This window comes from Sulfitobacter sp. HGT1 (assembly GCF_013282155.1).
Lineage (GTDB): Bacteria > Pseudomonadota > Alphaproteobacteria > Rhodobacterales > Rhodobacteraceae > Sulfitobacter.
Genome location: NZ_BLWI01000002.1, coordinates 191,704 through 212,515, shown reverse-complemented (window position 1 = coordinate 212,515; position 20,812 = coordinate 191,704). Strand labels below are relative to the sequence as shown.

General features: G+C 60.1%; 23 protein-coding genes. 11 read left to right on the top strand and 12 right to left on the bottom strand.

Annotated features, from left to right (window positions below):
- A complete protein-coding gene (locus HGT1_RS03150) occupies positions 1–1,080 on the bottom strand; it encodes an AI-2E family transporter (RefSeq protein ID WP_176248525.1) in 1,080 nt (359 codons plus the stop codon).
- A 286-nt stretch (positions 1,081–1,366) separates the two neighbouring features.
- Between HGT1_RS03150 and pepT the strand changes: the two genes are divergently transcribed.
- The 5 genes from pepT (at position 1,367) to HGT1_RS03125 (ending at position 6,731) form a co-directional block, all read left to right on the top strand.
- Positions 1,367–2,608 (top strand): peptidase T, encoded by a 1,242-nt coding sequence (gene pepT, locus HGT1_RS03145; protein ID WP_176248524.1) that lies wholly within the window; start codon positions 1,367–1,369, stop codon positions 2,606–2,608.
- A 160-nt stretch (positions 2,609–2,768) separates the two neighbouring features.
- Positions 2,769–4,109, top strand: a complete 1,341-nt coding sequence (gene proS / locus HGT1_RS03140) for a proline--tRNA ligase (protein ID WP_176248523.1) — start codon at positions 2,769–2,771, stop codon at positions 4,107–4,109.
- Positions 4,110–4,153: 44 nt separating this feature from the next.
- Positions 4,154–4,654 carry a DUF2937 family protein gene (locus HGT1_RS03135; protein ID WP_176248522.1) on the top strand — a complete coding sequence of 167 codons (501 nt, stop codon included), beginning with the start codon at positions 4,154–4,156 and terminating at the stop codon, positions 4,652–4,654.
- Positions 4,655–4,759: 105 nt separating this feature from the next.
- On the top strand, positions 4,760–6,055 hold the full coding sequence (locus HGT1_RS03130; protein WP_255200080.1) for a lipoprotein-releasing ABC transporter permease subunit: 1,296 nt from the start codon (positions 4,760–4,762) through the stop codon (positions 6,053–6,055).
- Positions 6,048–6,731, top strand: coding sequence for an ABC transporter ATP-binding protein (locus HGT1_RS03125; RefSeq protein WP_176248521.1), 684 nt, complete (start codon positions 6,048–6,050; stop codon positions 6,729–6,731). Before HGT1_RS03130 ends, HGT1_RS03125 begins: the two co-directional genes overlap by 8 nt.
- Before the next feature lie 12 nt (positions 6,732–6,743).
- Here HGT1_RS03125 and HGT1_RS03120 read toward each other — a convergent pair whose 3' ends face one another.
- Positions 6,744–7,178, bottom strand: a complete 435-nt coding sequence (locus HGT1_RS03120; RefSeq protein ID WP_176248520.1) for a DMT family transporter — start codon at positions 7,176–7,178, stop codon at positions 6,744–6,746.
- Positions 7,179–7,273: 95 nt separating this feature from the next.
- Between HGT1_RS03120 and HGT1_RS03115 the strand changes: the two genes are divergently transcribed.
- Complete coding sequence (locus tag HGT1_RS03115) at positions 7,274–7,678, top strand: cytochrome c (RefSeq protein ID WP_255200079.1); 405 nt, start codon at positions 7,274–7,276, stop codon at positions 7,676–7,678.
- On the opposite strand, the gene HGT1_RS03110 is transcribed toward HGT1_RS03115, so the two are convergent.
- The 6 genes from HGT1_RS03110 to HGT1_RS03085 form a co-directional block, all read right to left on the bottom strand.
- A complete protein-coding gene (locus HGT1_RS03110; protein WP_176248519.1) occupies positions 7,675–8,355 on the bottom strand; it encodes a hypothetical protein in 681 nt (226 codons plus the stop codon). The genes HGT1_RS03115 and HGT1_RS03110 overlap by 4 nt on opposite strands.
- A gap of 47 nt (positions 8,356–8,402) precedes the next feature.
- The gene (locus HGT1_RS03105; RefSeq protein WP_176248518.1) at positions 8,403–8,804 is read right to left on the bottom strand and encodes a PaaI family thioesterase; all 402 of its coding nucleotides are present in this window, start codon (positions 8,802–8,804) and stop codon (positions 8,403–8,405) included.
- Positions 8,805–8,883: 79 nt separating this feature from the next.
- Positions 8,884–9,354, bottom strand: a complete 471-nt coding sequence (locus HGT1_RS18450; protein ID WP_176248517.1) for a GIY-YIG nuclease family protein — start codon at positions 9,352–9,354, stop codon at positions 8,884–8,886.
- Positions 9,347–11,308: a type IIA DNA topoisomerase subunit B gene (locus HGT1_RS03095; RefSeq protein WP_176248516.1), complete on the bottom strand. Its 1,962-nt coding sequence runs from the start codon at positions 11,306–11,308 to the stop codon at positions 9,347–9,349. Before HGT1_RS03095 ends, HGT1_RS18450 begins: the two co-directional genes overlap by 8 nt.
- A gap of 434 nt (positions 11,309–11,742) precedes the next feature.
- Positions 11,743–12,615 (bottom strand): alpha/beta fold hydrolase, encoded by an 873-nt coding sequence (locus HGT1_RS03090; RefSeq protein ID WP_176248515.1) that lies wholly within the window; start codon positions 12,613–12,615, stop codon positions 11,743–11,745.
- Between the two features lie 28 nt (positions 12,616–12,643).
- Entirely contained in the window at positions 12,644–13,750 is a 1,107-nt protein-coding gene (locus tag HGT1_RS03085; protein ID WP_176248514.1) for a dienelactone hydrolase family protein, read from the bottom strand.
- A 185-nt stretch (positions 13,751–13,935) separates the two neighbouring features.
- Here HGT1_RS03085 and HGT1_RS03080 point away from each other — a divergent pair, with 185 nt between their 5' ends.
- Positions 13,936–15,309, top strand: a complete 1,374-nt coding sequence (locus tag HGT1_RS03080; RefSeq protein ID WP_176248513.1) for an MATE family efflux transporter — start codon at positions 13,936–13,938, stop codon at positions 15,307–15,309.
- On the opposite strand, the gene HGT1_RS03075 is transcribed toward HGT1_RS03080, so the two are convergent.
- Together HGT1_RS03075 and HGT1_RS03070 are read right to left on the bottom strand one after the other, a co-directional pair.
- Positions 15,306–15,701 carry a hypothetical protein gene (locus HGT1_RS03075; protein WP_176248512.1) on the bottom strand — a complete coding sequence of 132 codons (396 nt, stop codon included), beginning with the start codon at positions 15,699–15,701 and terminating at the stop codon, positions 15,306–15,308. The genes HGT1_RS03080 and HGT1_RS03075 overlap by 4 nt on opposite strands.
- Before the next feature lie 181 nt (positions 15,702–15,882).
- Positions 15,883–17,085: a pyridoxal phosphate-dependent aminotransferase gene (locus HGT1_RS03070; RefSeq protein WP_176248638.1), complete on the bottom strand. Its 1,203-nt coding sequence runs from the start codon at positions 17,083–17,085 to the stop codon at positions 15,883–15,885.
- Between the two features lie 90 nt (positions 17,086–17,175).
- Here HGT1_RS03070 and HGT1_RS03065 point away from each other — a divergent pair, with 90 nt between their 5' ends.
- From HGT1_RS03065 to HGT1_RS03050, 4 genes are all read left to right on the top strand, one after another.
- Positions 17,176–17,565, top strand: coding sequence for a helix-turn-helix transcriptional regulator (locus HGT1_RS03065; RefSeq protein WP_176248511.1), 390 nt, complete (start codon positions 17,176–17,178; stop codon positions 17,563–17,565).
- 1 nt (position 17,566) lies between these two features.
- Positions 17,567–17,833, top strand: coding sequence for a succinate dehydrogenase assembly factor 2 (locus HGT1_RS03060; RefSeq protein ID WP_176248510.1), 267 nt, complete (start codon positions 17,567–17,569; stop codon positions 17,831–17,833).
- A gap of 113 nt (positions 17,834–17,946) precedes the next feature.
- Positions 17,947–18,447, top strand: coding sequence for a MarR family winged helix-turn-helix transcriptional regulator (locus tag HGT1_RS03055; RefSeq protein WP_176248509.1), 501 nt, complete (start codon positions 17,947–17,949; stop codon positions 18,445–18,447).
- A gap of 112 nt (positions 18,448–18,559) precedes the next feature.
- On the top strand, positions 18,560–19,387 hold the full coding sequence (locus tag HGT1_RS03050) for a PhzF family phenazine biosynthesis protein (RefSeq protein ID WP_176248508.1): 828 nt from the start codon (positions 18,560–18,562) through the stop codon (positions 19,385–19,387).
- Here the strand turns inward: HGT1_RS03050 and HGT1_RS03045 are convergent.
- Both HGT1_RS03045 and HGT1_RS03040 read right to left on the bottom strand, forming a co-directional pair.
- Positions 19,384–20,100: a DUF1194 domain-containing protein gene (locus HGT1_RS03045; RefSeq protein ID WP_176248507.1), complete on the bottom strand. Its 717-nt coding sequence runs from the start codon at positions 20,098–20,100 to the stop codon at positions 19,384–19,386. The genes HGT1_RS03050 and HGT1_RS03045 overlap by 4 nt on opposite strands.
- Positions 20,097–20,807 (bottom strand): DUF1194 domain-containing protein, encoded by a 711-nt coding sequence (locus HGT1_RS03040; protein WP_176248506.1) that lies wholly within the window; start codon positions 20,805–20,807, stop codon positions 20,097–20,099. Before HGT1_RS03040 ends, HGT1_RS03045 begins: the two co-directional genes overlap by 4 nt.
- Positions 20,808–20,812: the final 5 nt, after the last annotated feature.

The following is a 20,812-nucleotide window of genomic DNA, read 5'->3' as shown; positions in this document are numbered from 1 at the left end:
TCAGTCGACCCGTTCGTCCAAGGTTGCCTGTTCAACGCCTTTGTACAGCACGCTTTCGCGGTATTGTTCGGTCGCGAACCGTGTGACCACGCCAAGTGCGGCAGCAATGGGCACTGCCGCCAACATGCCGACAAAGCCAAAAAGCGACCCGAACATCGACAGCGCCAGAATAAGCCACACCGGGTGCAACCCGACAGAGTTGCCGACCAGTTTGGGGGTCAGGAAATTGCCCTCGATGGTTTGGCCCAGCACAAAGATCGCGGCGACCAGACCGATGGACAGCCAATCGCCCCAGAACTGGAACAGCGCCAGACCGATGGCCAGCACGCCGCCCAACATCGCGCCAAGATAGGGGATGAACGTCACCAGACCTGCGATAAACCCGACCACAAGGCCAAATTGCAGACCCACCAGCATCAGGGCGATGGCGTAATAGGTGCCCAAGATCAGGCAGACCGTGCCCATGCCGCGGATAAAGCTGGCAAGGGTTTTGTCGATGTCGCGTGCCAGGCGGCGGATCACGGGGGCATGGTCGCGCGGCAGCAGGCTGTCGATCTGTGCGACCATGCGGTCCCAGTCGAGCAACAGATAGACGGCGACGACCGGAACGATCACGAACAGCAGCAAGATGTTCAGCAGCGACGCGGCCGAGGCCAGGGCCGTGTTCAGCAATTCGCCGCCGCGTTCCTGAACGGTCGCACCGATGCTGGTGATCGACGTGCGCAAGGTCGATCCTTCGACAAGCAGGGTCGGGAACCGCTCTGTCAGGAATTCGGAGAAATTGCGGGACAGTTCCGGGGCGACCCCGATCAGGTTGATCGCCTGGTTGACCAATGTCGGGACCACCAGCAGGGCCATGAGCACAAAAATCAGGATGGCAAATAGCGTGATCACCGTGGTGGCCATCGCCCGGCTCAGCCCCATAAGTTCAAGACGGTCCGCAACAGGATCAAGGAAATATGCAATCGCGGCCCCGATCAGAAACGGCAGCAGCACATCCCCGGTGAACCAAAGGACCACAAGCGAGACCGCGCCGGCAATCCCCCAGTATTTCAATTGATCTCGAATGGGCAGTGCCATGGGCTATCTCCGAAGACGCGTTCTATTCACATTGCGCACTGGCCCCCGATTTTCAAGGGCAGAGGGCGGGCGATCTGGGGATATCCCCAACACATCGCGGTGTATTTTGGGGCAAGGGGGCCTCCGGCGGGGATTTTGGGCCATTTGGAAATTGAAAGGGGGAATTGATCTGCGACATCTTGGGGATGCGTTTTGAGGATGCATTGGCAGGTTTGGTTTCCGTGCGGGCAGACGCTTGACAATGGGGCGGCAGGCATTGCCACTGTGGTCAGCAAGGAGACCCGATATGCGCAGTGATTTTGACCGTGAACTTGAACAACGTCTGGTGCGCTATGCCGCGATTGACAGCCAAAGCGACGACACCAGCCCGACCAGCCCCAGCACGGAAATACAGTTGAATATGTCGCGCTTGCTGGTGCAGGAGCTGGAAGCGATGGGGGCGGCGGATGTCGAGTTGACAGAATATGGCGTGGTTCTGGCCACGGTACCCGCCACAGTGGAAGGCGCGCCCGTCATGGGGTGGTGCGCCCATGTCGACACCGCGCCGCAGTTCAATGCAACGGGGGTAAAGCCCGTGGTGCATCGCGGCTATAATGGCGGGGATATTACCTTTGCCGATGCGCCGGAGTTGAAACTGTCGCCGGAAAACGCGCCCTATCTGGCCGAAAAGCTGGGCGAGGATATCATTACCGCAAGCGGCACGACCCTGTTGGGCGGCGACGACAAGGCGGGGGTGGCGATCATCATGACCGCCGCGCGGCATTTGCTGGAAAACCCCGAAGTGCCCCATGGCAAGATCCGGCTGGCCTTTACCCCGGACGAGGAAATCGGGCGGGGTGTGGATGCACGTCTGCCGGGCGATATGGCCTGCGATTTCGCCTATACGTTTGACGGGTCCAAGCCCGGCGAGATTGAATACGAGACGTTTTCGGCCGATGGCGCGGTGGTGACCGTGACGGGGGTGTCTGCGCATCCGGGCTGGGCCAAGGACAAGATGGTGAACGCGCTGCATCTGGCGGCGAAAATCCTGATGACCCTGCCGCATGTCACCATGACCCCCGAAACGACGGACGGGCTGGACGGGTTCATTCACGCGACCACCATCAAGGGCGGGTCTTCGGAGGCGGAGATAAAGTTCATCCTGCGTGATTTCGAACGCGAGGCATTGGCGCAAAAGGGCGCGTTGCTGCGCAAGGTCTGCGATGCGGTTCAGGCGTCGGAGCCGCGCGCGCAGATCACCTGCGAGATCACGCCGCAATATAGAAACATGCGATATTGGCTGGAAAACGACATGACACCGGTGGAGCTGGCCCATGACGCGGTACGGGCTGCGGGGATGGAGCCGGTGTCGGTGCCGATCCGCGGTGGCACCGACGGGTCGCGTCTGACCGAGATGGGGCTGCCCTGCCCCAATGTCTTTACCGGCATGCAGGAAATCCACGGCCCGCTTGAGTGGATATCGGTGCAGGATATGGCAAAGGCGTTGCGGGTGGCGTTGGAGCTGGCCAAGCGGGCGGTGCCGTCCTAGCGGTTAGTGTTTGTCGGGGCGGGGTTGATTGAGGTGGGGTTGATTGGGGCGCTGCCCCAAACCCCGGGATATTTAACAGCCGGAGAAGGAGGGGTGTTGGTGATTGTTTCCCTGAATGGTTTGGCATAATCAGGGCCGAAGCCAGTTTGAGAGGATCATCATGCGTCTGTCCCGTTATTTTCTGCCCGTGCTCAAGGAAAACCCGTCGGAGGCGCAGATTGTCAGCCACCGGCTGATGTTGCGCGCCGGGATGATCAAGCAATCCGCCGCCGGGATTTATTCGTGGTTGCCGCTGGGGTTCAAGGTGCTGCGCAAGATCGAAAACATCGTGCATGAAGAGCAGCAGCGCGCCGGGCATATTCCGATGTTGATGCCGACCTTGCAGCCTGCTGATTTGTGGAAAGAATCCGGGCGCTATGATGCCTACGGCCCAGAGATGCTGCGCATCAAGGACCGTCAGGACCGCGATATGCTGTATGGTCCCACTAACGAAGAGATGATCACGGATATTTTCCGCAGCCATGTCGGATCTTACAAGGATTTGCCGCTGACCTTGTACCACATCCAGTGGAAGTTCCGCGACGAGATCCGCCCGCGTTTCGGTGTGATGCGCGGCCGCGAGTTTCTGATGAAAGACGGGTATAACTTTGACCTGACGCAGGAAGACGCGCTGCACGCCTATAACCGTCATCTGGTCAGCTATCTGCGCAGCTATGAGCGCATGGGTCTGCAAGCCATCCCGATGCGTGCTGATTCCGGCCCTATTGGCGGCGATGATACCCATGAATTTCTGGTACTGGCTGAAACCGGTGAGTCGGAAGTGTTCTATGACAGCCAGATCACCGATCTGAATTTCGGCGACCGCGAGATCGATTTTGATTCGGTCGATCAGTGTCAGGCGGTGCTCGAAGAGTTCACATCGCGCTATGCGCGCACCGACGAAACCCATGACGCGGATCTGTTTGCGCAAGTCCCCGCCGAGCGCCAGCGTACCGCGCGCGGCATCGAAGTGGGGCAGATCTTTTACTTTGGCACAAAATACTCCGACGCCATGGGTGCGACGGTTCAAGGCCCCGATGGCAAAGCGACGCCTGTGCATATGGGCAGCCACGGCATTGGCGTCAGCCGTCTGGTGGGTGCGATCATCGAGGCAAGCCATGACGACAAGGGCATCATCTGGCCCGAAGGTGTCACGCCGTTCCATGTTGGGATTGTGAACCTCAAGCAAGGCGACGAAGAGGCCGATACCGCCTGTCAGGCGCTCTATGACAGCATCACCGCCTTGGGTCTTGAGCCGCTTTATGACGACCGCAACGAGCGCGCGGGCGGCAAATTTGCGACGATGGATCTGATCGGTCTGCCCTGGCGGATCACGGTTGGCCCGCGCGGGTTGAAAAACGGGGTTGTTGAGCTGACCTCGCGCAAGACCGGCGAAAGCGAAGAGATGACGCCGGAAGTGGCCGTTGAAAAGGTCGCAGCGATCTATCGCGCGATTGGCTGACAGGGAAACGGGCGCATGCGGGGCAATCTGGGAAAGGATTTCGGATGATCTTGCGTGCGCTGACCCTGGCGGGCGGTTTGGCGGGCGGTGCTGTGACATCGCAATTCCCCGAATATTCGCAGCAATATCTTCAGCGTCTTGGCGGCGCTGTCGATGCGTTGGGGCAGGTGACTGCCGATTTTGACGCGTCTGCGCAGGCGGTCGGCCTGTCGCGGGATGCCGCACTGGCGCAGATGACGGGGACCGTGTTCATGGACCGCCGCCGCGCTGACATGACGACCACATTCCAGCGCTATGACGCCCTGTCGACCGCATTGACCCGGCTTGAGGGGCAGGGCCCGTTCATGCGCGCCTATTCCCTGCCGCAGATGCGCGATGCCCGGATCGCCAAGGCGGCGTGGGATGTGTACCAGCCTGCCGTGCCGTTGAACTTTGCCGGGATGGTGTTTGCTGGCGTGGGGTTTGTGCTGGGGGCGTTGGGGATCGGCCTGCTGTTGCGGCTGCTTGCCCTGCCGTTTCGACGCCGCCGCGCGACCGCCACCTGAACCGCGCCAGTGGCAGCTTTGTGACTGCGCATCGACCCATCACCGCTTGACCCGCTGACCACAAACCAGCAGGTTGCGCGCGACCTATCAGACCGGAGCCCTTTGATGGCCAAACCAGCCCAGACAACACCGCCTTTCGCCCCGTTCGAGTGGATGATCGCATGGCGCTACCTGCGCGCCCGCCGGGCCGAAGGCGGCGTGAGCGTGATGACCTGGATCAGTCTGATCGGCATCACCCTTGCGGTGTTCGCGCTGATTGCCACGCTGTCGGTGCGGTCCGGTTTCAGGGCTGAATTCGTCGGGACCATTCTGGGGGCGAACGCCCATGTGACCGTCTATAATATGGCCACTGTTGACGAAAACGGTGTCAGCCAGACCGGCATTCCCGATTACCTCGAGATGTCGGTGCGGGTTGCACAGGTGCCCGGTGTCACGCAGGCGGCCCCTTTGGTGCGCGGTCAGGTGATGGCGAACAAGGGGCAAGCCAACGCCGGTATCGAGGTTTATGGCATCGAAGGCAGCGATTTGGCCAATATCCCGCGCATTGCCAATCCTGAAACCGGCCTTGGCGATCTGGCGAATTTCGATCAGGGCATCGCCATCGGGTCGGGTGTGGCGCAGGCGCTGCGGGTCGGGCTTGGCGACCGGATCAAGATCATCTCGCCCAATGGTGTGAAAACCGCACTTGGCACCAGCCCGCGGATCAACGCCTATGACGTGGTCTATATCTTTAGCGCCGGGCGCTATGACATCGACCGCACCCGCGCCTATCTGCCGCTGGCCGAAGCGCAGTCATTCTTTAACCGCGAAGGGGTGGCGGACGAGCTGGAAGTCATGGTCGAAGACCCCGACAACGTCGATAATCTGAGCCAGGCCTTGCTGGCTGCGGCGGGGGATCGGGGCATGGTCTGGACATGGCGCGATGCGTCGGGGGCGTTTCTGGATGCGCTGGATATCGAAGACCGCGTGATGTTCGTGATCCTGAGCATCCTTGTGTTGATTGCCGCGATGAACATCGTGTCGGGGCTGATCATGCTGGTGAAAAACAAGGGCCGTGACATTGGCATTTTACGCACCATGGGGCTGAGCGAGGGCTCAATCTTGCGGGTGTTTTTCATCTGCGGGGCGTTTACCGGCATCATCGGCACGGCGATGGGGGTGATCCTTGGCTGTTTGTTCGCGCTTTATGTCGACCAGATCTTTGGTGTGGTGAACTGGCTGTCGGGCGGCACCGCATGGGATGCGTCGGTGCGCGGCATCTATTTCCTGCCCGCCAAGTTGCAATTTGGTGATGTGATGTCGGCGGTGGCCCTGTCGCTGGGCCTGTCGTTCATTGTCACAATCTTTCCCGCACGTCGTGCCGCGCGGATGAACCCTGTCGAGGCTTTGCGTTATGAATGATCCTGTGTTGCGCCTGTCGGGCATATCCAAGGCCTATAATGCGGGCCTTCCGAACGAGGTCACAGTGCTGCGTGGCATCGACCTGACCGTTGCGCCGGGCGAAGTCGTCGCCTTGGTCGCGCCGTCGGGCGCGGGTAAATCGACGTTGCTGCACATCGCAGGGCTGCTGGATACGCCCGACAGCGGGACCGTTGAGATCGCAGGCTTTGACATGACGGGGCAGTCCGATCGCAAACGCACAGGGGTGCGGCGGCGTGATGTGGGGTTTATCTATCAGTTCCATCATCTGCTGCCCGAGTTTTCGGCCGTGGAAAACATCGTTCTGCCGCAGCTTGCCAACGGGGTCGGCAAGGCCGCGGCACAGGCCCGTGCGCTGGAATTGCTGGGTCAGGTGGGGATCGCGCACCGTGCCAGCCACCGCCCTGCCGAATTGTCCGGCGGTGAACAGCAGCGCGTCGCCTTTTGCCGCGCATTGGCCAATGCACCGCGCCTGTTGCTGGCGGATGAACCGACCGGAAACCTGGACCCGACGACCTCGGATCAGGTGTTTGGCGCGTTGATGGAACTGGTGCGCAGCACCGGGCTGTCAGCCGTGATCGCGACCCATAACCTTGAACTGGCCGCACGGATGGACCGCCAGATCCGGTTGGACGCAGGGCGATTGGTACCGCACTAGGCGGGCGCAGTATCAGACCTGCTGCGTCAACCAGACCCCTGCACACATCAGCGCAATGCCCCCCATCCGCGCGGCCCCCAAGGGCGATACCTGCGCGCCGAACAAGCCGAAATGGTCGATGGCGGCAGCACTGAACAACTGGCCCAACAGCACATAAAACACCGCGTTACCGACGCCGAAATGCGGCGCGATAAAGGTGATCGACAAGACATAGAAGGCCACAAACAGCCCCGCCAGAAACAGATGTTTCGGCGCTGCGGGCATCTTGGAAAACCCCTGCGGATTGGTCAGCAAGGCCACGATCAGGCTGGCCCCGAAGGCCACGACAAACAACACTGTCGCCGCCGCTGCGGGGGATCCGATGCGGCTACCCAAGGCCGAATTCAAGGCCGCAAGAATTGGGATGCCGACCCCCGCCAACAACATAATGATCGCATATTGGGCCATCGGATTTCTCAATTTTATCTATTCATTTGACGCAGATCATGGCAAAGCGGCAGGTGAACAGCAAGACTTTGTCTGAGCTTTAAAAGGAAACAAAAATGCGCTTGCCCCTGATCACTCTTGTGCCTTGTGTGCTGGCCATCGCCGCCTGCGTCGAACCCACCATGCCAGAGCGGCCCGAGGGTGCTGCATTTTTTGCCGAGAACTGTACCGCGTGCCACGGCACATCCGCGCGCGGGGATGGCCCGCTGGCGGGCAACCTGACAACCACCCCGCCGGACCTGACCCTGCTGTCGCGCAACAATGATGGCCGGTTCCCGCAGACCAAAACGCTGGCCTATATCTATGGCGACCCGCAGGAAAACCACCTGACCCGGGTGATGCCCAACTTTGGCAAGGACATGGCGCTTGATCTGGTGCCGGTTGATCTTGACGGGCAACTTACGCCGACACCGCGCATTCTGGCCGCCCTGCTGGTGTACCTCGAAAGCATCCAGCGCTAGTCGCAAATCCCGTTCAATTCGACCCCGTCCCACGGCATCCGCACCGCATAGGCGCGGCTTTGGGGCAGGGGGGCGACCGGCATGGCCTGTGAAATCAACGCATGCAGCCGCTTGGTGCGCGGCGCTTGGGGGGCCAGCGCACGGCAACAGACGAATTCCTCGACGATGGCCCCTTGCTGTTCAAAGGCAAAGTCATGGAACTGCGGTTCGGCTTGCAAATCAAACAGATAGGGATCAGCCCCGCCCCCGTGTTCCCGCGCAGCCCGCAGCGGCGAATAGCCCGTTGTGGCGCGGTTTTGCCACTGCCAGACATGGGTCAGCTCGTGGCTGAAAATCATCGCCGCAATCAGGCCGATCTTGTCGGGATAATCGGGCAGATAATCTTCCAGATACCAATCCTTGTCGAAGAGCACCGTGTTCCACAACGCAATGGCGGCGGGCTTGGTCGTGATGACCTCTCCCACCTTTTCGGGGGGCAGAATACGTTCGCGGCAGGTGGTGCGCGGGCGGGCCTTGCGGGTCATGGTCACAGCCTTGGACGGTGCCCCGTCATGCAGCCGCGCCTGCCGGAAATTCAGCGTGTCGCCCATAAGTGTCTGGGCAAATGCCTGTTCGTTATCCGTCAACGGACGCCCGCAAGAGGCCAGCAACAGCAAAAGGATCAGGGCGCGTTTCATGATCCCAAGTTGAGTGAATTGCCGCCCCCCTTCAAGCAAATTCCGCGTTACCGCGCAAAGGTCGCCGTGGCCAGTGCGACAGGCTTGCCCGAGGGTTCTGCGATGATGGTGCAGCGGGTGAAGATCATCGACCGGCCGGCGCGCGTCACCTCGGCCTCGGCGCGCAGGGAATCCCCGCTGGCGGGGCGCAGGAACTGGGTATCAAGGGTGACCGTGCCGACGGGGGTCAGCGCATCCAAATGCCCCATGCAGGCCATGACCATCGCCGTGTCGGCCAGTGCTGTCATCGCCTGACCCGACACGATCCCGCCGGTGCGGTTCAGGTCTTCGGTGATGGGGATGGACAGGACGGTCTTATGGGGACCGATTTCCGTGACCGTGGGGTGCAGCGCCATGACCCAAGGCGCAAAATGGTCGCGGAGAATGGTTTGGGCGGTTTCAGGTGTCATGATGCGGGTCCGGAGTTTGGGCTGGGGTGCGAGTGAGTGAAATGCACGTCTCTTTGTCCTTCTCGAATTCAAGAAAAAGCTAGTATGAATTGAACCCTGACAGGTCTAGGCCTAACTCCATTGTTGTGAACAACTCGAGGAAATACTGATCTATTGGATCAGGAACATCCAAAAATCTAAAACTCATACCTTTGATTGCGTTAATTTCATCCTTAAATGTCTCACCATATAAGGGATGCTCAACGATAGACTGCCTGCTATTTTCGGATTTGTAAGTAGCCTTCGCTATTTCAATGTGTCTCGTTCTCGTTCGCTTCAATGCAAAAGAAGCGGAATTGTGAGATTGTGTTACATGCGCACGAAAGCGGCTTTGAAGGTTGCGGGTTCGTCCAACATAAACAGGTAAACCGTTTTCGTAGAGTATATAAATACCTGATCTTCCATGATCAATTTTGTCGACCCTAAATTTCAAGAGAGGTTCAATCACTAGTTCGCTGAAAAATTTTGGAGCATTAGATGTATAGTCCGAATAGCGTTTCCCCTCAAACATCCAACTCCTCCACAAACTGCGCGTTGTCCTGAATATACTGGTAGCGCAGTTCGGGCTTTTTCCCCATCAGACGTTCGACCAGATCGCCGGTCTCTCCGGGCACGTCTTCCTGCACGGTCACGCGGATCAGTTTGCGGGTGTTCGGGTCCATCGTGGTTTCTTTCAAATCCTTGGCGTCCATCTCGCCCAAGCCTTTGAAGCGTTGCAGGTCGATCTTGCCTTTGCCGCCCAGACCCTTTTCCAGCCACAGGTCCTTTTCTGCGTCATCAGACACGTAAACGCGCTTGGCCCCTTGGGTCAGACGATACAGCGGCGGGCAGGCCAGATACAGGTGGCCTGCGTCGATCATCGGGCGCATCTGGGTAAAGAAGAACGTCATCAGCAGCGCGGCGATATGCGCGCCGTCGACATCCGCATCGGTCATGATGATGATCTTGTCATAGCGCAGATCGTCCAGCACGAATTTGCTGCCCATCCCGACGCCAAGCGCCTCGCAGAGATCGTTGATTTCGGCGTTGGTGTTCAGCTTGCCGGAGGCAGCGCCCAGCACGTTGAGGATCTTGCCCTTGAGCGGCAACAGCGCTTGGTTCACACGGTTGCGCGCGCCCTTGCCGGACCCGCCAGCCGAGTCGCCCTCCACGATGAACAATTCGGTGCCTTCGCGGGTTTTGCTGGTACAATCGGTCAGCTTGCCGGGCAGGCGCAGCTTTTTGGTGGCTGTCTTGCGGGCGGTTTCCTTTTCCTGACGGCGGCGCAGGCGTTCTTCGGCGCGCAGGACAAGGAAATCAAGGATCGCACCGGCAGATTTCGTATCCGCCGCCAGCCAGTTGTCAAAGTGGTCGCGCACGGCGTTTTCGACCATACGCTGCGCGTCAACGGTGGCCAGCCGGTCTTTGGTCTGGCCCACGAATTCAGGCTCGCGGATGAAACACGACACCAGCGCACAGCCGCCCGTGATCAGGTCGTCGCGGGTGATGGTGCCGGCCTTTTTATTGCCGACCAACTCGCCGTATGCCTTGACCCCTTTCAGGATCGCAGACCAGAAACCGGCCTCGTGGGTGCCGCCTTCGGGGGTGGGGATGGTGTTACAATACGACTGGATGAACCCGTCGCGTGACGGCGTCCAGTTGATCGCCCATTCGACCTTGCCCGGCGCGTTGAATTTCTCGCGGAAATCCACTGTCCCGCCAAAGGGGGCTTCGGCATAGGTGGTTGATCCGCTTAGGGTTTCGTTCAGGTAATCGGCCAGACCGCCGGGAAAGTGGAAGGTTGCCTCGGTCGGGGTGTCGCCATCGGTCTGGGCGCATTTCCAGCGGATTTCGACGCCGGAAAACAGATAGGCCTTGGACCGCGCCATCGCAAACAGCCGCGCAGGTTTCAGTTTCAGCGCGCCAAAGATGTCGGGATCGGGGTGGAAGGTCACTGCCGTGCCACGCCGGTTCGGGGCGGCACCGATCTTGACCAGCGGCCCTTGGGGTTTGCCGCGCGAAAATTCCATCGCGAACAGTTCACGGTTCCGCGCCACTTCGACCCGCAGATGGTCGGACAGCGCGTTCACAACCGACGAGCCAACCCCGTGCAGACCGCCCGACGTCTCGTACGAATCGCCCGAGAATTTGCCGCCCGCGTTCAGGGTGCAAAAAATGATCTCGAGCGCGGATTTGGTCGGGTCTTTGGGGTGCGGGTCAATCGGGATGCCGCGCCCGTTGTCGCGCACGGTGACATGGCCGTTCTCGTGCAGCTCCAGCTCGATCCATGTGGCATGGCCCGCAACGGCCTCATCCATCGAGTTATCGATGATTTCGGCGACCATGTGATGCAATGCGCGGTCGTCCTTGCCCCCGATATACATACCGGGGCGCAGACGGACGTGCTCCATATCCTCGAGCACCTCAATGGATGAGGCGTCGTATTCCTTGGCCGAGGGCTGCGTACCGGAAAGAAGATCGGACATAGGGGGCCTGCCTGTCTGTTGCTTTTTGTTAGGGTCTTACTATGCCAGAGCCCGCAGGGCGGGGGAAGGGCGGATGATGTCGTAAACCGGCGTTTTCGGTCGGAATGATCCTGTTATCAGCGCTACAAATCTACCCCAAAGCCAGGTTTCCCATGCCACAGACCACAACCCTACGTTACGTGCCGAACTGGCGTTACATGCTGCAGGAATGCGACGCGCTGTAACGCTATCTGCCCGCAGGCGGCAGCGACAAGACCAAGACCCACCAGCGCAAGGCCCGCGAAGCGATTGCGCGGCTGATCAAAAACAACGCCGAAGTCCGCCTGCAACCGCGCACCGGCGCTGCTGGCCCATGCGTGGCTGGGCGAAGCTGCGGATTTGCACGACCGGTAAAGGGTGTCACCCGCCCGAAGAAATAGCGCGCAAACGGCGCTTCAAAGCCAGTTCAAAATCGCGTCTGCGACCTCGCGTGGCTTTTGATGGTGCAGCCAGTGATCCGCCCCCTTGATGGCAATGCGGGTCAGGTCGGGGGCATAATCCTCAAGCCCTTGGGTCGATGCGGGCATCAATGCCGTGTCGTCTTCGCCCCAAATCAGCAGATGCGGGCAGCGCACTTGCAACCGTGCCGGATCAAAGGCCAGCGCATCGTCTATCGCCTCTCCGGTGTGCCCCAGTTTCAGGGGCGAGGCGCGGTACCAGTTGACCATGCCGCGCAGGCCTGCCGCATCGCGCCATGCCGCCTTGTACCCCGCAAGCGTGTCCCCTTGCAGCCAATCCATATCCATATGCGCCGAAAACAACCCCATCAGTTTGGCGAAACCATCGGCGGCCAGAATGTCTTCTGACCCTTCGCGGCGCAGGAAATGGATGTATTGCGAGGCATCGGTTTGCAGCCCGCCCTTGGCCAGTTCGCGCTGGAACGGGGCAGGGTGGACGCCGTTCATGATGATCAGTTTCGACACCAGTTCGGGCCGCCCGATCGTCAGCGCATAGGCCACGGACGCCCCCCAGTCATGGCCCAGCAGGATCACCGGTTCGTCCCCGATCAACGCGGCCATATCCGACACCAGTTGCGACGTCTTGTACTGCGCGACTTGGGCCGGTCGCCAGCTTTGACCATAGCCGCGCTGGTCTGGGGCGATGCAGTGAAACCGCGTCGCCAGCAGCGGGGCCAGATCGTTCCACGCGCCGGAATATTCGGGAAAACCGTGCAGCATCAGCAGCTTCGGCGCGTCTTTGTCCCCCCAATGGCGGATAAAAAACGGGTGTCCGTTCAGCTCGACTGTTTCGGTCCAATGGGCTGTCATCTGGTTTCCCCTCCTCGAAAAATGCGTCTTATCGTGCTGGCAAATGTTCCAGCGTCAGGCCCAATGCCGTGCCTTGGGCAAACCCCTGCCAGCTGCCATCCAGAAACGGTGCCAGTGCCTCGCCGCGCAAATGCATCCCCATAAAGGCCGCTGCGAAGTGCTGGGCGATGTTGTTCATCCGCAGGGTATCCCACACCGCATCTGCATAATGGTCAAACGGGGCCCAGCCCAGCACATCGGACATGGCCCAGCTTTCCGACGGGGCCGGAATGGGGGCGGCGGCGTTATGGCCCGCGTTCTGAAAGCTTAACAAATAGCGGTCGCTGGCGGCACCCTCGAACAAGCCACGCATCGCGGCATAGTTCGACACATCATCTGAGGTGCCCGCCATCATCAGCATCGGCGTGTCCATCTGCGCGATACCGGCCGCATCCCACATGCCTTGCGCATTGCCCCAAGGGCCAATCGGCATGATGGCTTTCAGACGGGGGTCGCGCAGAGCCGCGTGGCTGTCGGACCCTGCCAGATGCTGCGCCAATGCGCCGCTGTCGCCCGCGCGCGGGTGATCCAGTGCGGTCGCTGCCAGCCCCGCGCCGCCAAATACCAACGCGCCGTAGCCGCCCATCGAATAGCCGACCAGCCCGACGTTTTCGCAATCCACCAGATTGCCCAGATCTCCGCCCAGCATCGCCATCCCGTCAATCACCCCGCGCTGGTCCAGCGGGCGGTTCACCAAGGTGACATCAAACGCCTGCTGGTCCTCATAGGTGCTGCCCGCATGGTCGGCTGCGGCCACGACATAGCCTTTTGCGGCAAGACTTTCGGCCAGATGACCCAGCAAGAACCGGTTGCCCGGATACCCGTGCGAGATCACGATCAAGGGCGCGGTTCCCTGCGCGGGCCGGGCATTGCGGCTGGCCGATCCGTGCAACAGGGTGGGGGTCACACCGTCACGCAGCAGCGTGTGATAGACGGTGCCGGGCGATGTATCGGCATGGGCCGGGTACCAGATTTCTGTCGTCAGCGTCCTGCCTGCATGGATGTCGATCTCGTGGGTGGTGACCCCGATGGGGCGCGGCCCGCGTGCGGCAAGGCTGGGCGCGTCGGGGCGGATAAGGTCGATACGATTGTGCATGGTTGGCCCCTTTGGTGATGCGCGCAGTGTGATGGGTAAACTGTGACGCGCAGCCTTGGGTTAGGCAAGCGTGACGCGGCGCGACGGTGCGCGGATTGAAAAACCCCGGCCGTTTCAAAAAACACCCAGATGAACCGGGTCCGGTCCCTCTTTCCCTTGCGCAAATGCTGGCGTAAGGCTGGCAGATGACAACCAAAATGACATATCCCGGCCACGCCCGCGCAATCGCTGTGATGGGGTTGCCGCTTGTTGGTGGCCATCTGGGTCAGGTCGCTATCGGCGTGACCGACACGGTCATGGTGGGCTGGTACAGCGTCGAGGCGCTGGCCGCTGTGACCCTCGCCAGTACCTATTTCTTTGTTCTGCTGATCTTTGGATCGGGCTTTGCCTGGGGCGTGATGCCCATGGTCGCCGCGTTCGAGGCCGAAGGCGATGAGACCAGCCTGCGCCGTGCCACCCGCATGGGGCTGTGGCTGTCGCTGGGTTTTGCCTGTCTGGCGCTGCCCTTGATGATCTGGTCGCGTCCGGTGATGGGGCTGATGGGGCAAGATCCTGCATTGGCCGAAATGGTCGGCCAATATTTGGCGATTGCGGGGTGGGGCATCATTCCGGCCCTGCTGGTGATGGTGCTGAAAAGCTATCTTGCCGCGCTGGAGCGGACCCAAGCCGTGTTCTGGATCACCATTCTGGCCGCCATCGCCAATGTGCTGGCGAATTACGCGTTCATTTTCGGCAATTGGGGCGCGCCTGAACTGGGCATTCGCGGTGCCGCGATTGCGTCGCTGGGTTCGAACGCCGTCGCCTTGCTGGCGGTGATTGTCTATGTGTTGAAAGCCTTGCCCGAGCATCAGATATTTGTGCGCCTGTGGCGGCCCGATTGGGATATGCTGGCACGCGTGTTCCGTTTGGGTCTGCCCATCGGCTTCACCGGCCTAAGCGAAGTCGGCCTGTTCGCGGCATCGGCTGTGATGATGGGCTGGCTGGGCACCGTGGCACTGGCGGCCCACGGGATCGCCCTGCAACTGGCGTCGATCACATTCATGGTGCATCTGGGCATCAGCAACGTCGCCACGATCCGCGCGGGCAATGCCTATGGCCGCCGCGAGCCCGATCATCTGGCAAAAGGTGCGATCACCAGCACCGCCATGTCGGTCTTTATCGCAGCGCTGACGATTGTGATCTTTGTGCTTTGGCCCGAACCGCTGATCAACCTGTTCATGCAGCAGGACGAACCGGCGCGTGACAAAATCCTTGCAGTGGGCGTGGGGCTGCTGGCCATGGCCGCGCTGTTCCAGCTTGTCGACGGCGCACAGGCCGTGGCGCTTGGGCTGCTGCGCGGCGTGCAAGACACCAAGATACCGATGATCCTTGCCGGCATCAGCTATTGGCTGGTCGGTATTCCCGCGTCCTATCTGTTGGGCTTTGTTGCCGGGCTGGAGGGCATCGGCGTCTGGCTGGGGCTGGTCATCGGGCTTGGCGTGGCGGCGGTCTTGCTGAACCTGCGGTTCTGGGGGGCGTCGATGCGCAGCCTGCGTAGCGCCCCCGAAGAACAGTCCTAGGTCATCCGGTCGGCTTTCTTGCGCACAAGCGTGCTGCGCAAATCATGCATCGCCAGCAGCAACGCATCGGTCACCTGTTCAAGCTGGTCGTCAGTCGCCTTGGACTGCACCCATTGCGTGGTCAGGTTCAGATAATCGATGGCGCGGTGGATGTCGTCCATGTCGCGCTTTGCCAAAACGGCCATGCGTTCATCCATCCACGCCCGGATATGCGCCACATCCTCGTCCGACAACACGCGGTCGCCTTGGGTCTTGATCTCGCCATTGCGGATATTGGCGATGGCGATCTGGTCCATCTCGATCCGGCGCTGGCGATTTTCAGTATCAATCCGAAACACCGCCGCCCCGTTTTCACGAATACGAAAGTAATATTCTGGCAGTTCGCTCGACATCTAAGTGGTTCTCCAGACGGGCATTTGCGTAATCCATAGCCAATTCCGCGTTACAATTGAATGGCTAATAGATGAATTTTCCCTGAAGACATGGCGGGACCGCAAGCGCATTGCTTGCACCAAACGGTCCCGCGTGTCTCGGATCAGTCCGGCAGCCTACCCAATGCCGGACCCAAATCCCTTACTTCATCGCGGCGCAAAAGCCCTGAATCCGGCTGCATGCTTCCTTCAGCGCTTCGTCCGAAGTGGCATAGCTGATGCGGAAGTTCGGGCTAAGCCCGAAGGCCGCGCCAAACACCACCGCCACGCCGGTTTCCTCCAGCAGGGCGGTCGCGAATACCTCGTCATCGGTGATTTTTGTGCCTGCCGCCGATGTCTTGCCGATCAGCCCCTTGATGGACGGATAGACATAGAACGCCCCTTCGGGCTTGGGGCAGATCACCCCGTCGATCTGGTTCAGCATGTCGACAACCAGATCACGGCGACGCGCGAACATCTTGTTGTTTTCAGGGATGAAATCCTGCGTCCCGTTCAGCGCCTCGACGGCCGCCCACTGGCTGATGGTGCAGGGGTTCGACGTTGATTGCGACTGGATTTTCCGCATCGCCCCGATCAGCTTTTCCGGACCTGCGGCATAGCCGATCCGCCAGCCGGTCATCGCATAGGCCTTGGACACACCGTTCATCGTCAAGGTGCGGTCATACAAGGCCGGTTCAACCTGCGCAGGGGTGCAGAATTTGAAATCATCATAGGCAAGATGTTCGTACATGTCGTCGGTCAACACCCAGACATGCGGGTGACGCATCAACACATCCGTCAGCGCCTTGACCTCGTCCCAGCTATAACCGGCACCGGTGGGATTCGACGGCGAATTGAAGATGAACCACTTGGTCTTTGGCGTGATCGCGGCTTCCAGCGCCTCTGGCGTCAGTTTGAAATCATTCTCGAGCGTGGCAGGCGCGATCACCGGTTCGCCGCCCGCCAGCAAAACCATATCGGGATAGCTGACCCAATAAGGCGCGGGAATCACGACTTCTTCGCCGGCGTTCAGGGTGGCCATCAATGCGTTATACAACACCTGCTTGCCGCCCGTGCCGACACTGATCTGCGCGGGAACATAGTCCAACCCGTTGTCACGCTTGAATTTTGCGCAAATCGCCTGCTTGAGCTCCGGAATGCCATCAACGGCGGTGTATTTGGTTTTACCGGCCTTGATGGCGGCAATCCCTGCGTCCTGAATATTCACAGGCGTGTCAAAATCAGGCTCTCCGGCACCAAGGCCGATAATATCGCGCCCTGCGGCCTTTAGTTCGGCGGCTTTTTGGGTCACGGCGATGGTGGGGGACGGTTTGACGCGTGCGAGTGTCTTGGACAGCAGTTCCATTTCGGCCTCAGTTTGATATGTATACGCCATACTCATAGGGCTGACCCCCGCACCGTTCAAGCAACAACGGTGTCAAAAAGGAGAGATGCAGTGACTGAGAATCAAGATTGGTATGGCCCGGATGCGGCCACTTTCGGGGACCGCGTCGCAGCAGCACGTGAAAACTCTGGGATGTCACAGGCCGCCTTGGCCAAACGTCTGGGCGTGAAACAGTCAACCCTGCGCGGCTGGGAAGACGACCTGTCTGAGCCACGCGCCAACCGGCTGTCCACTTTGGCGGGCATTCTGGGCGTGTCGATGATGTGGCTGATCAACGGCGAAGGCGAGGGGCTGGATGCCCCCGAAGAAGGCCCGTCCGCCGATGCCAGCGCAAGGGATGTGCTGAACGAATTGCGCGAGTTGCGCAGCGATATGTTGAAACGAGCAGAGCAACTGGGCCGTCTTGAAAAACGCCTGCGCACCGCTTTGCAAGGAGAATAAAATGGCCGAACTACGCGAACACAAGGTCAAACGGCTGCACATGCGTTCCATGCGGCGCGGAATAAAAGAGATGGATTTGATCCTTCCATCCTATGCCGCGACACGGTTGGAAAGGATGGATGACGCCACTTTGTCCCTGTATGACGAAATGCTGAGCGAAAATGATCATGATCTTTATCAATGGGTTACGGCGCAAACTTCACCGCCCGAAGCCTTTGCCGCGATGATCGGGGAAATCCGCGCCCACATCGCCGCCAACCCGCTTTAGCGCGCCTGTTTTGGGCCGCTCACGCGGCTCATGACAAGCATCTATCTGGTTTAACGATATATTTCTCTTTTTTGTTCAGGTTCCGGCAAAGCAATTCCAGTCGGAGAGAGATTATGAGTATCCAAGACCCAATCGCCCTGCCGGGTTCGCAAAAGGGGTTTATGGTCGGCTACCTAGAGGCGCTTAGCCTTGTGGAGCGATTGCACCGGCTTTTGCTGGATGTGATCAAGGACGAATTCGAACGGGTCGGCGCGCTCGAGATCAACGCCGTTCAGGCGCTGTTGCTGTTCAACATCGGCGACAACGAAGTCACCGCCGGAGAGCTGAAAACCCGCGGATATTATCAGGGCAGCAACGTCAGCTATAACCTGAAAAAGCTGGTCGATATGGGTTATATGCATCACCAGCGCTGCGAAATCGACCGCCGGTCGGTGCGTGTGCGCCTGACCGAAAAGGGCCGCAAAATCCGCGATGTCGTGTCCGACCTTTTTGCCCGGCACGCGGTCGGTCTGGAAAGCAAAGGCGTGCTCGGACCCGCCGGGGTGGAGGAAATAACCCACTCGCTCAAGCGGATGGAACGGTATTGGACGGATCAGATCAGGTATATCTACTGATCAATTTCTGTGCGGGGCGCGCATCAAATCACATTGCATTGCGGCCGTCTTTGGTCTGGACGCCTGAGCCTGACCACCCCATGATCCCGACACGCAAAACAGGGATCACACCATGCAACCGCTGCGCCTCGCTTCGTTCTCGACACAAAACAAGGGGGGCAACCCTGCGGGCGTCGTCATCGCGCCACAGCACCCTTCCGAAGACGAGATGCGCAAGATCGCGGCGGATCTGGGGTATTCCGAAACCGTCTTTGCCCATCCTCAGGGCGATGCCTGGCGCGTGCGGTATTTCTCTCCCGAAAGCGAGGTGCCGTTTTGCGGTCATGCCACCGTGGCTTTGGGGGCTGCATTGGCCAGTGCGCAGGGCAACGGCATGTTCAAACTGACCCTGAACGACACGGCCATCACCGTAGAAGGGCACAACCAAAACGGCCAGATGCACGCGGCCTTGCAATCTCCCGCGACCCATAGCGCGCCCGCTAAATCAGGTCTGACGGATGCCGCGTTGTCGCTTCTCGGCTTGCAAAAAAGCGATCTTGATCCCCGGTTTATCCCCACATTTGCCGGGGCAGGGGCCACACATCTGATCCTTGCCCTGAAAAGCCGGGATAGATTGGCCGCGATGTCCTACGATCTAGCTGCGGGTCGCGACCTGATGCGGGCCCACGGGATTGTCACGATCGCGCTGGTCTGGGTCGAGGACAACCAGCGCTTCCACGTCCGCAACGCCTTTGCCTCTGGCGGGGTGATCGAAGACCCCGCAACCGGTGCTGCCGCCGCCGCATTCGCAGGGTATCTGCGCGATATCAAATGGCCGCATGGTGGCAAAATCACCATCATCCAAGGCGAGGATATGGGCGCGAAATCCATCATCACCGCCGAAATCCCCGATGAAAAAGGCGCGTCCATTCGCGTGTCAGGCGAGGTGCGGCAAATCTAGTCCAGCGACAGATCCGACACCGCCAACACCTCCAGTTCGCGCAGCAGCTTGCGGGTCATCGCGGCCTCGTAATCGTCAAACCCCAAGGCCGTTTCCACAAATGCATCCGGCCCGGTGATCACTTCGGCCCTGAAATAGGACGACAATTCGCCAATTTCGCCCTGACCTTGCCCCCCGAAACCGCTGCCATCCGCCCCGATGACCAGCGCATTCACCGTCACCCCGCGCGCCGAAATTGCGTCTTTCACGTCGCGGGGGCGGGGGCCAAGATTGGATTTTCCATCCCCCGAAATATCCAGGGTGCGCTTCCAACACGCGGGCTTTTCATCCAGATAAACCGCACCAAGGGCCATCGCCGTGCCTAACGCCGTCCCCGGCGACACATCGCGCCGCGCAGTTTGCTGCAAAGTCTCGATAAACCCGTTCAAACTGGCGGCATCCACCATCGTCACCCAGGGCGCAATCACCGCCTGATCCGACGGGCCGCTCCATTCATATACCATCACAGATACCGGCGCGCCGGGTGATGACAACAGCGCATCGCGCACCGCCACATTGTCAAAGGCGGCGGCCAAGCCGTTGATCTGCAAGCGATACTCCTGCGCATCGACGGACCCCGACACATCCAACCCAAGCGCCAGCGCCTGACGGCAGGCGGCATGGGCAGGTCCGGCAAAAGACAGCGCCAAGATGCAGGCAACCGTGCGGATCATCCCGCCCCCGCTGGCGTATCCAGCGACCCGATTGCGGGCGGCGTCAATTCGCGCTCCAGCTTGATTTGCAAGGCGCGTCCGTAATCGTCAAACCCGTTGGCCACGACCATAAACGCCCCCGGCCCGTGCAAAACCTCGGCCTGATAGAACGCAATCAACCCGGTTTCGGCCTCGAAATCGGCGGCGTTCACCACCAGACCGTTCACCGTCACCTCGTTAAAGGGGAACTCGGAATAGGCCGCTTGCGGCCCGAAGCCTTCGTTATTCTGCCCGTCCCCCGCCATATCAAGCGTCTTGTACAAACAGGCGGGCGCGCGGTCCAACAGCCCCGCACCAAAGCCCAAAGCGTAACCCATCGCGGTTGGAAAGTCACTGTGGCTGCGGGTGCTTGTCGCCACGGTTTCGGCGGCGCGCAGCAGATCGGCCTGCGTGTCAATCAAGGTCCAATCCAGGATCAGCTCCTGGTTATAGCGGCCCGACCATTCGTAAACCGCCAGCGCCACCGGCAGATCCGAGGCGAAAAACGCCTGTGCCACAGCGTCCGACACCAACGCCGACGCGGTGCCGCCGCGCTGCAAACGATCTTCTGCCGCATCGACAGAACTGGACACGTCCAGGGCCAGAACCAACGCCAACCGGCACCCCGCCGCCGAAACGGCGACAGGGAAAACCAGCAATGCGGTGGCCAAGGACGCGACCCTGAACATCAGCC

Bases quoted from the DNA above. Each gene is read 5' to 3' on its own strand.
- HGT1_RS03085 (WP_176248514.1), bottom strand. From the start codon at position 13,750: ATGCACAATCGTATCGACCTTATCCGCCCCGACGCGCCCAGCCTTGCC.
- HGT1_RS03055 (WP_176248509.1), top strand. From the start codon at position 17,947: ATGAGTATCCAAGACCCAATCGCCCTGCCGGGTTCGCAAAAGGGGTTT.
- proS (WP_176248523.1), top strand. From the start codon at position 2,769: ATGCGTCTGTCCCGTTATTTTCTGCCCGTGCTCAAGGAAAACCCGTCG.
- HGT1_RS03080 (WP_176248513.1), top strand. From the start codon at position 13,936: ATGACAACCAAAATGACATATCCCGGCCACGCCCGCGCAATCGCTGTG.
- HGT1_RS03105 (WP_176248518.1), bottom strand. From the start codon at position 8,804: ATGACACCTGAAACCGCCCAAACCATTCTCCGCGACCATTTTGCGCCT.
- HGT1_RS03110 (WP_176248519.1), bottom strand. From the start codon at position 8,355: ATGAAACGCGCCCTGATCCTTTTGCTGTTGCTGGCCTCTTGCGGGCGT.
- HGT1_RS03090 (WP_176248515.1), bottom strand. From the start codon at position 12,615: ATGACAGCCCATTGGACCGAAACAGTCGAGCTGAACGGACACCCGTTT.
- HGT1_RS03130 (WP_255200080.1), top strand. From the start codon at position 4,760: ATGGCCAAACCAGCCCAGACAACACCGCCTTTCGCCCCGTTCGAGTGG.
- HGT1_RS03150 (WP_176248525.1), bottom strand. From the start codon at position 1,080: ATGGCACTGCCCATTCGAGATCAATTGAAATACTGGGGGATTGCCGGC.
- HGT1_RS03120 (WP_176248520.1), bottom strand. From the start codon at position 7,178: ATGGCCCAATATGCGATCATTATGTTGTTGGCGGGGGTCGGCATCCCA.
- HGT1_RS03125 (WP_176248521.1), top strand. From the start codon at position 6,048: ATGAATGATCCTGTGTTGCGCCTGTCGGGCATATCCAAGGCCTATAAT.
- HGT1_RS03040 (WP_176248506.1), bottom strand. From the start codon at position 20,807: ATGTTCAGGGTCGCGTCCTTGGCCACCGCATTGCTGGTTTTCCCTGTC.
- HGT1_RS03060 (WP_176248510.1), top strand. From the start codon at position 17,567: ATGGCCGAACTACGCGAACACAAGGTCAAACGGCTGCACATGCGTTCC.
- HGT1_RS18450 (WP_176248517.1), bottom strand. From the start codon at position 9,354: ATGTTTGAGGGGAAACGCTATTCGGACTATACATCTAATGCTCCAAAA.
- HGT1_RS03045 (WP_176248507.1), bottom strand. From the start codon at position 20,100: ATGATCCGCACGGTTGCCTGCATCTTGGCGCTGTCTTTTGCCGGACCT.
- HGT1_RS03070 (WP_176248638.1), bottom strand. From the start codon at position 17,085: ATGGAACTGCTGTCCAAGACACTCGCACGCGTCAAACCGTCCCCCACC.
- HGT1_RS03115 (WP_255200079.1), top strand. From the start codon at position 7,274: ATGCGCTTGCCCCTGATCACTCTTGTGCCTTGTGTGCTGGCCATCGCC.
- HGT1_RS03075 (WP_176248512.1), bottom strand. From the start codon at position 15,701: ATGTCGAGCGAACTGCCAGAATATTACTTTCGTATTCGTGAAAACGGG.
- pepT (WP_176248524.1), top strand. From the start codon at position 1,367: ATGCGCAGTGATTTTGACCGTGAACTTGAACAACGTCTGGTGCGCTAT.
- HGT1_RS03050 (WP_176248508.1), top strand. From the start codon at position 18,560: ATGCAACCGCTGCGCCTCGCTTCGTTCTCGACACAAAACAAGGGGGGC.
- HGT1_RS03135 (WP_176248522.1), top strand. From the start codon at position 4,154: ATGATCTTGCGTGCGCTGACCCTGGCGGGCGGTTTGGCGGGCGGTGCT.
- HGT1_RS03095 (WP_176248516.1), bottom strand. From the start codon at position 11,308: ATGTCCGATCTTCTTTCCGGTACGCAGCCCTCGGCCAAGGAATACGAC.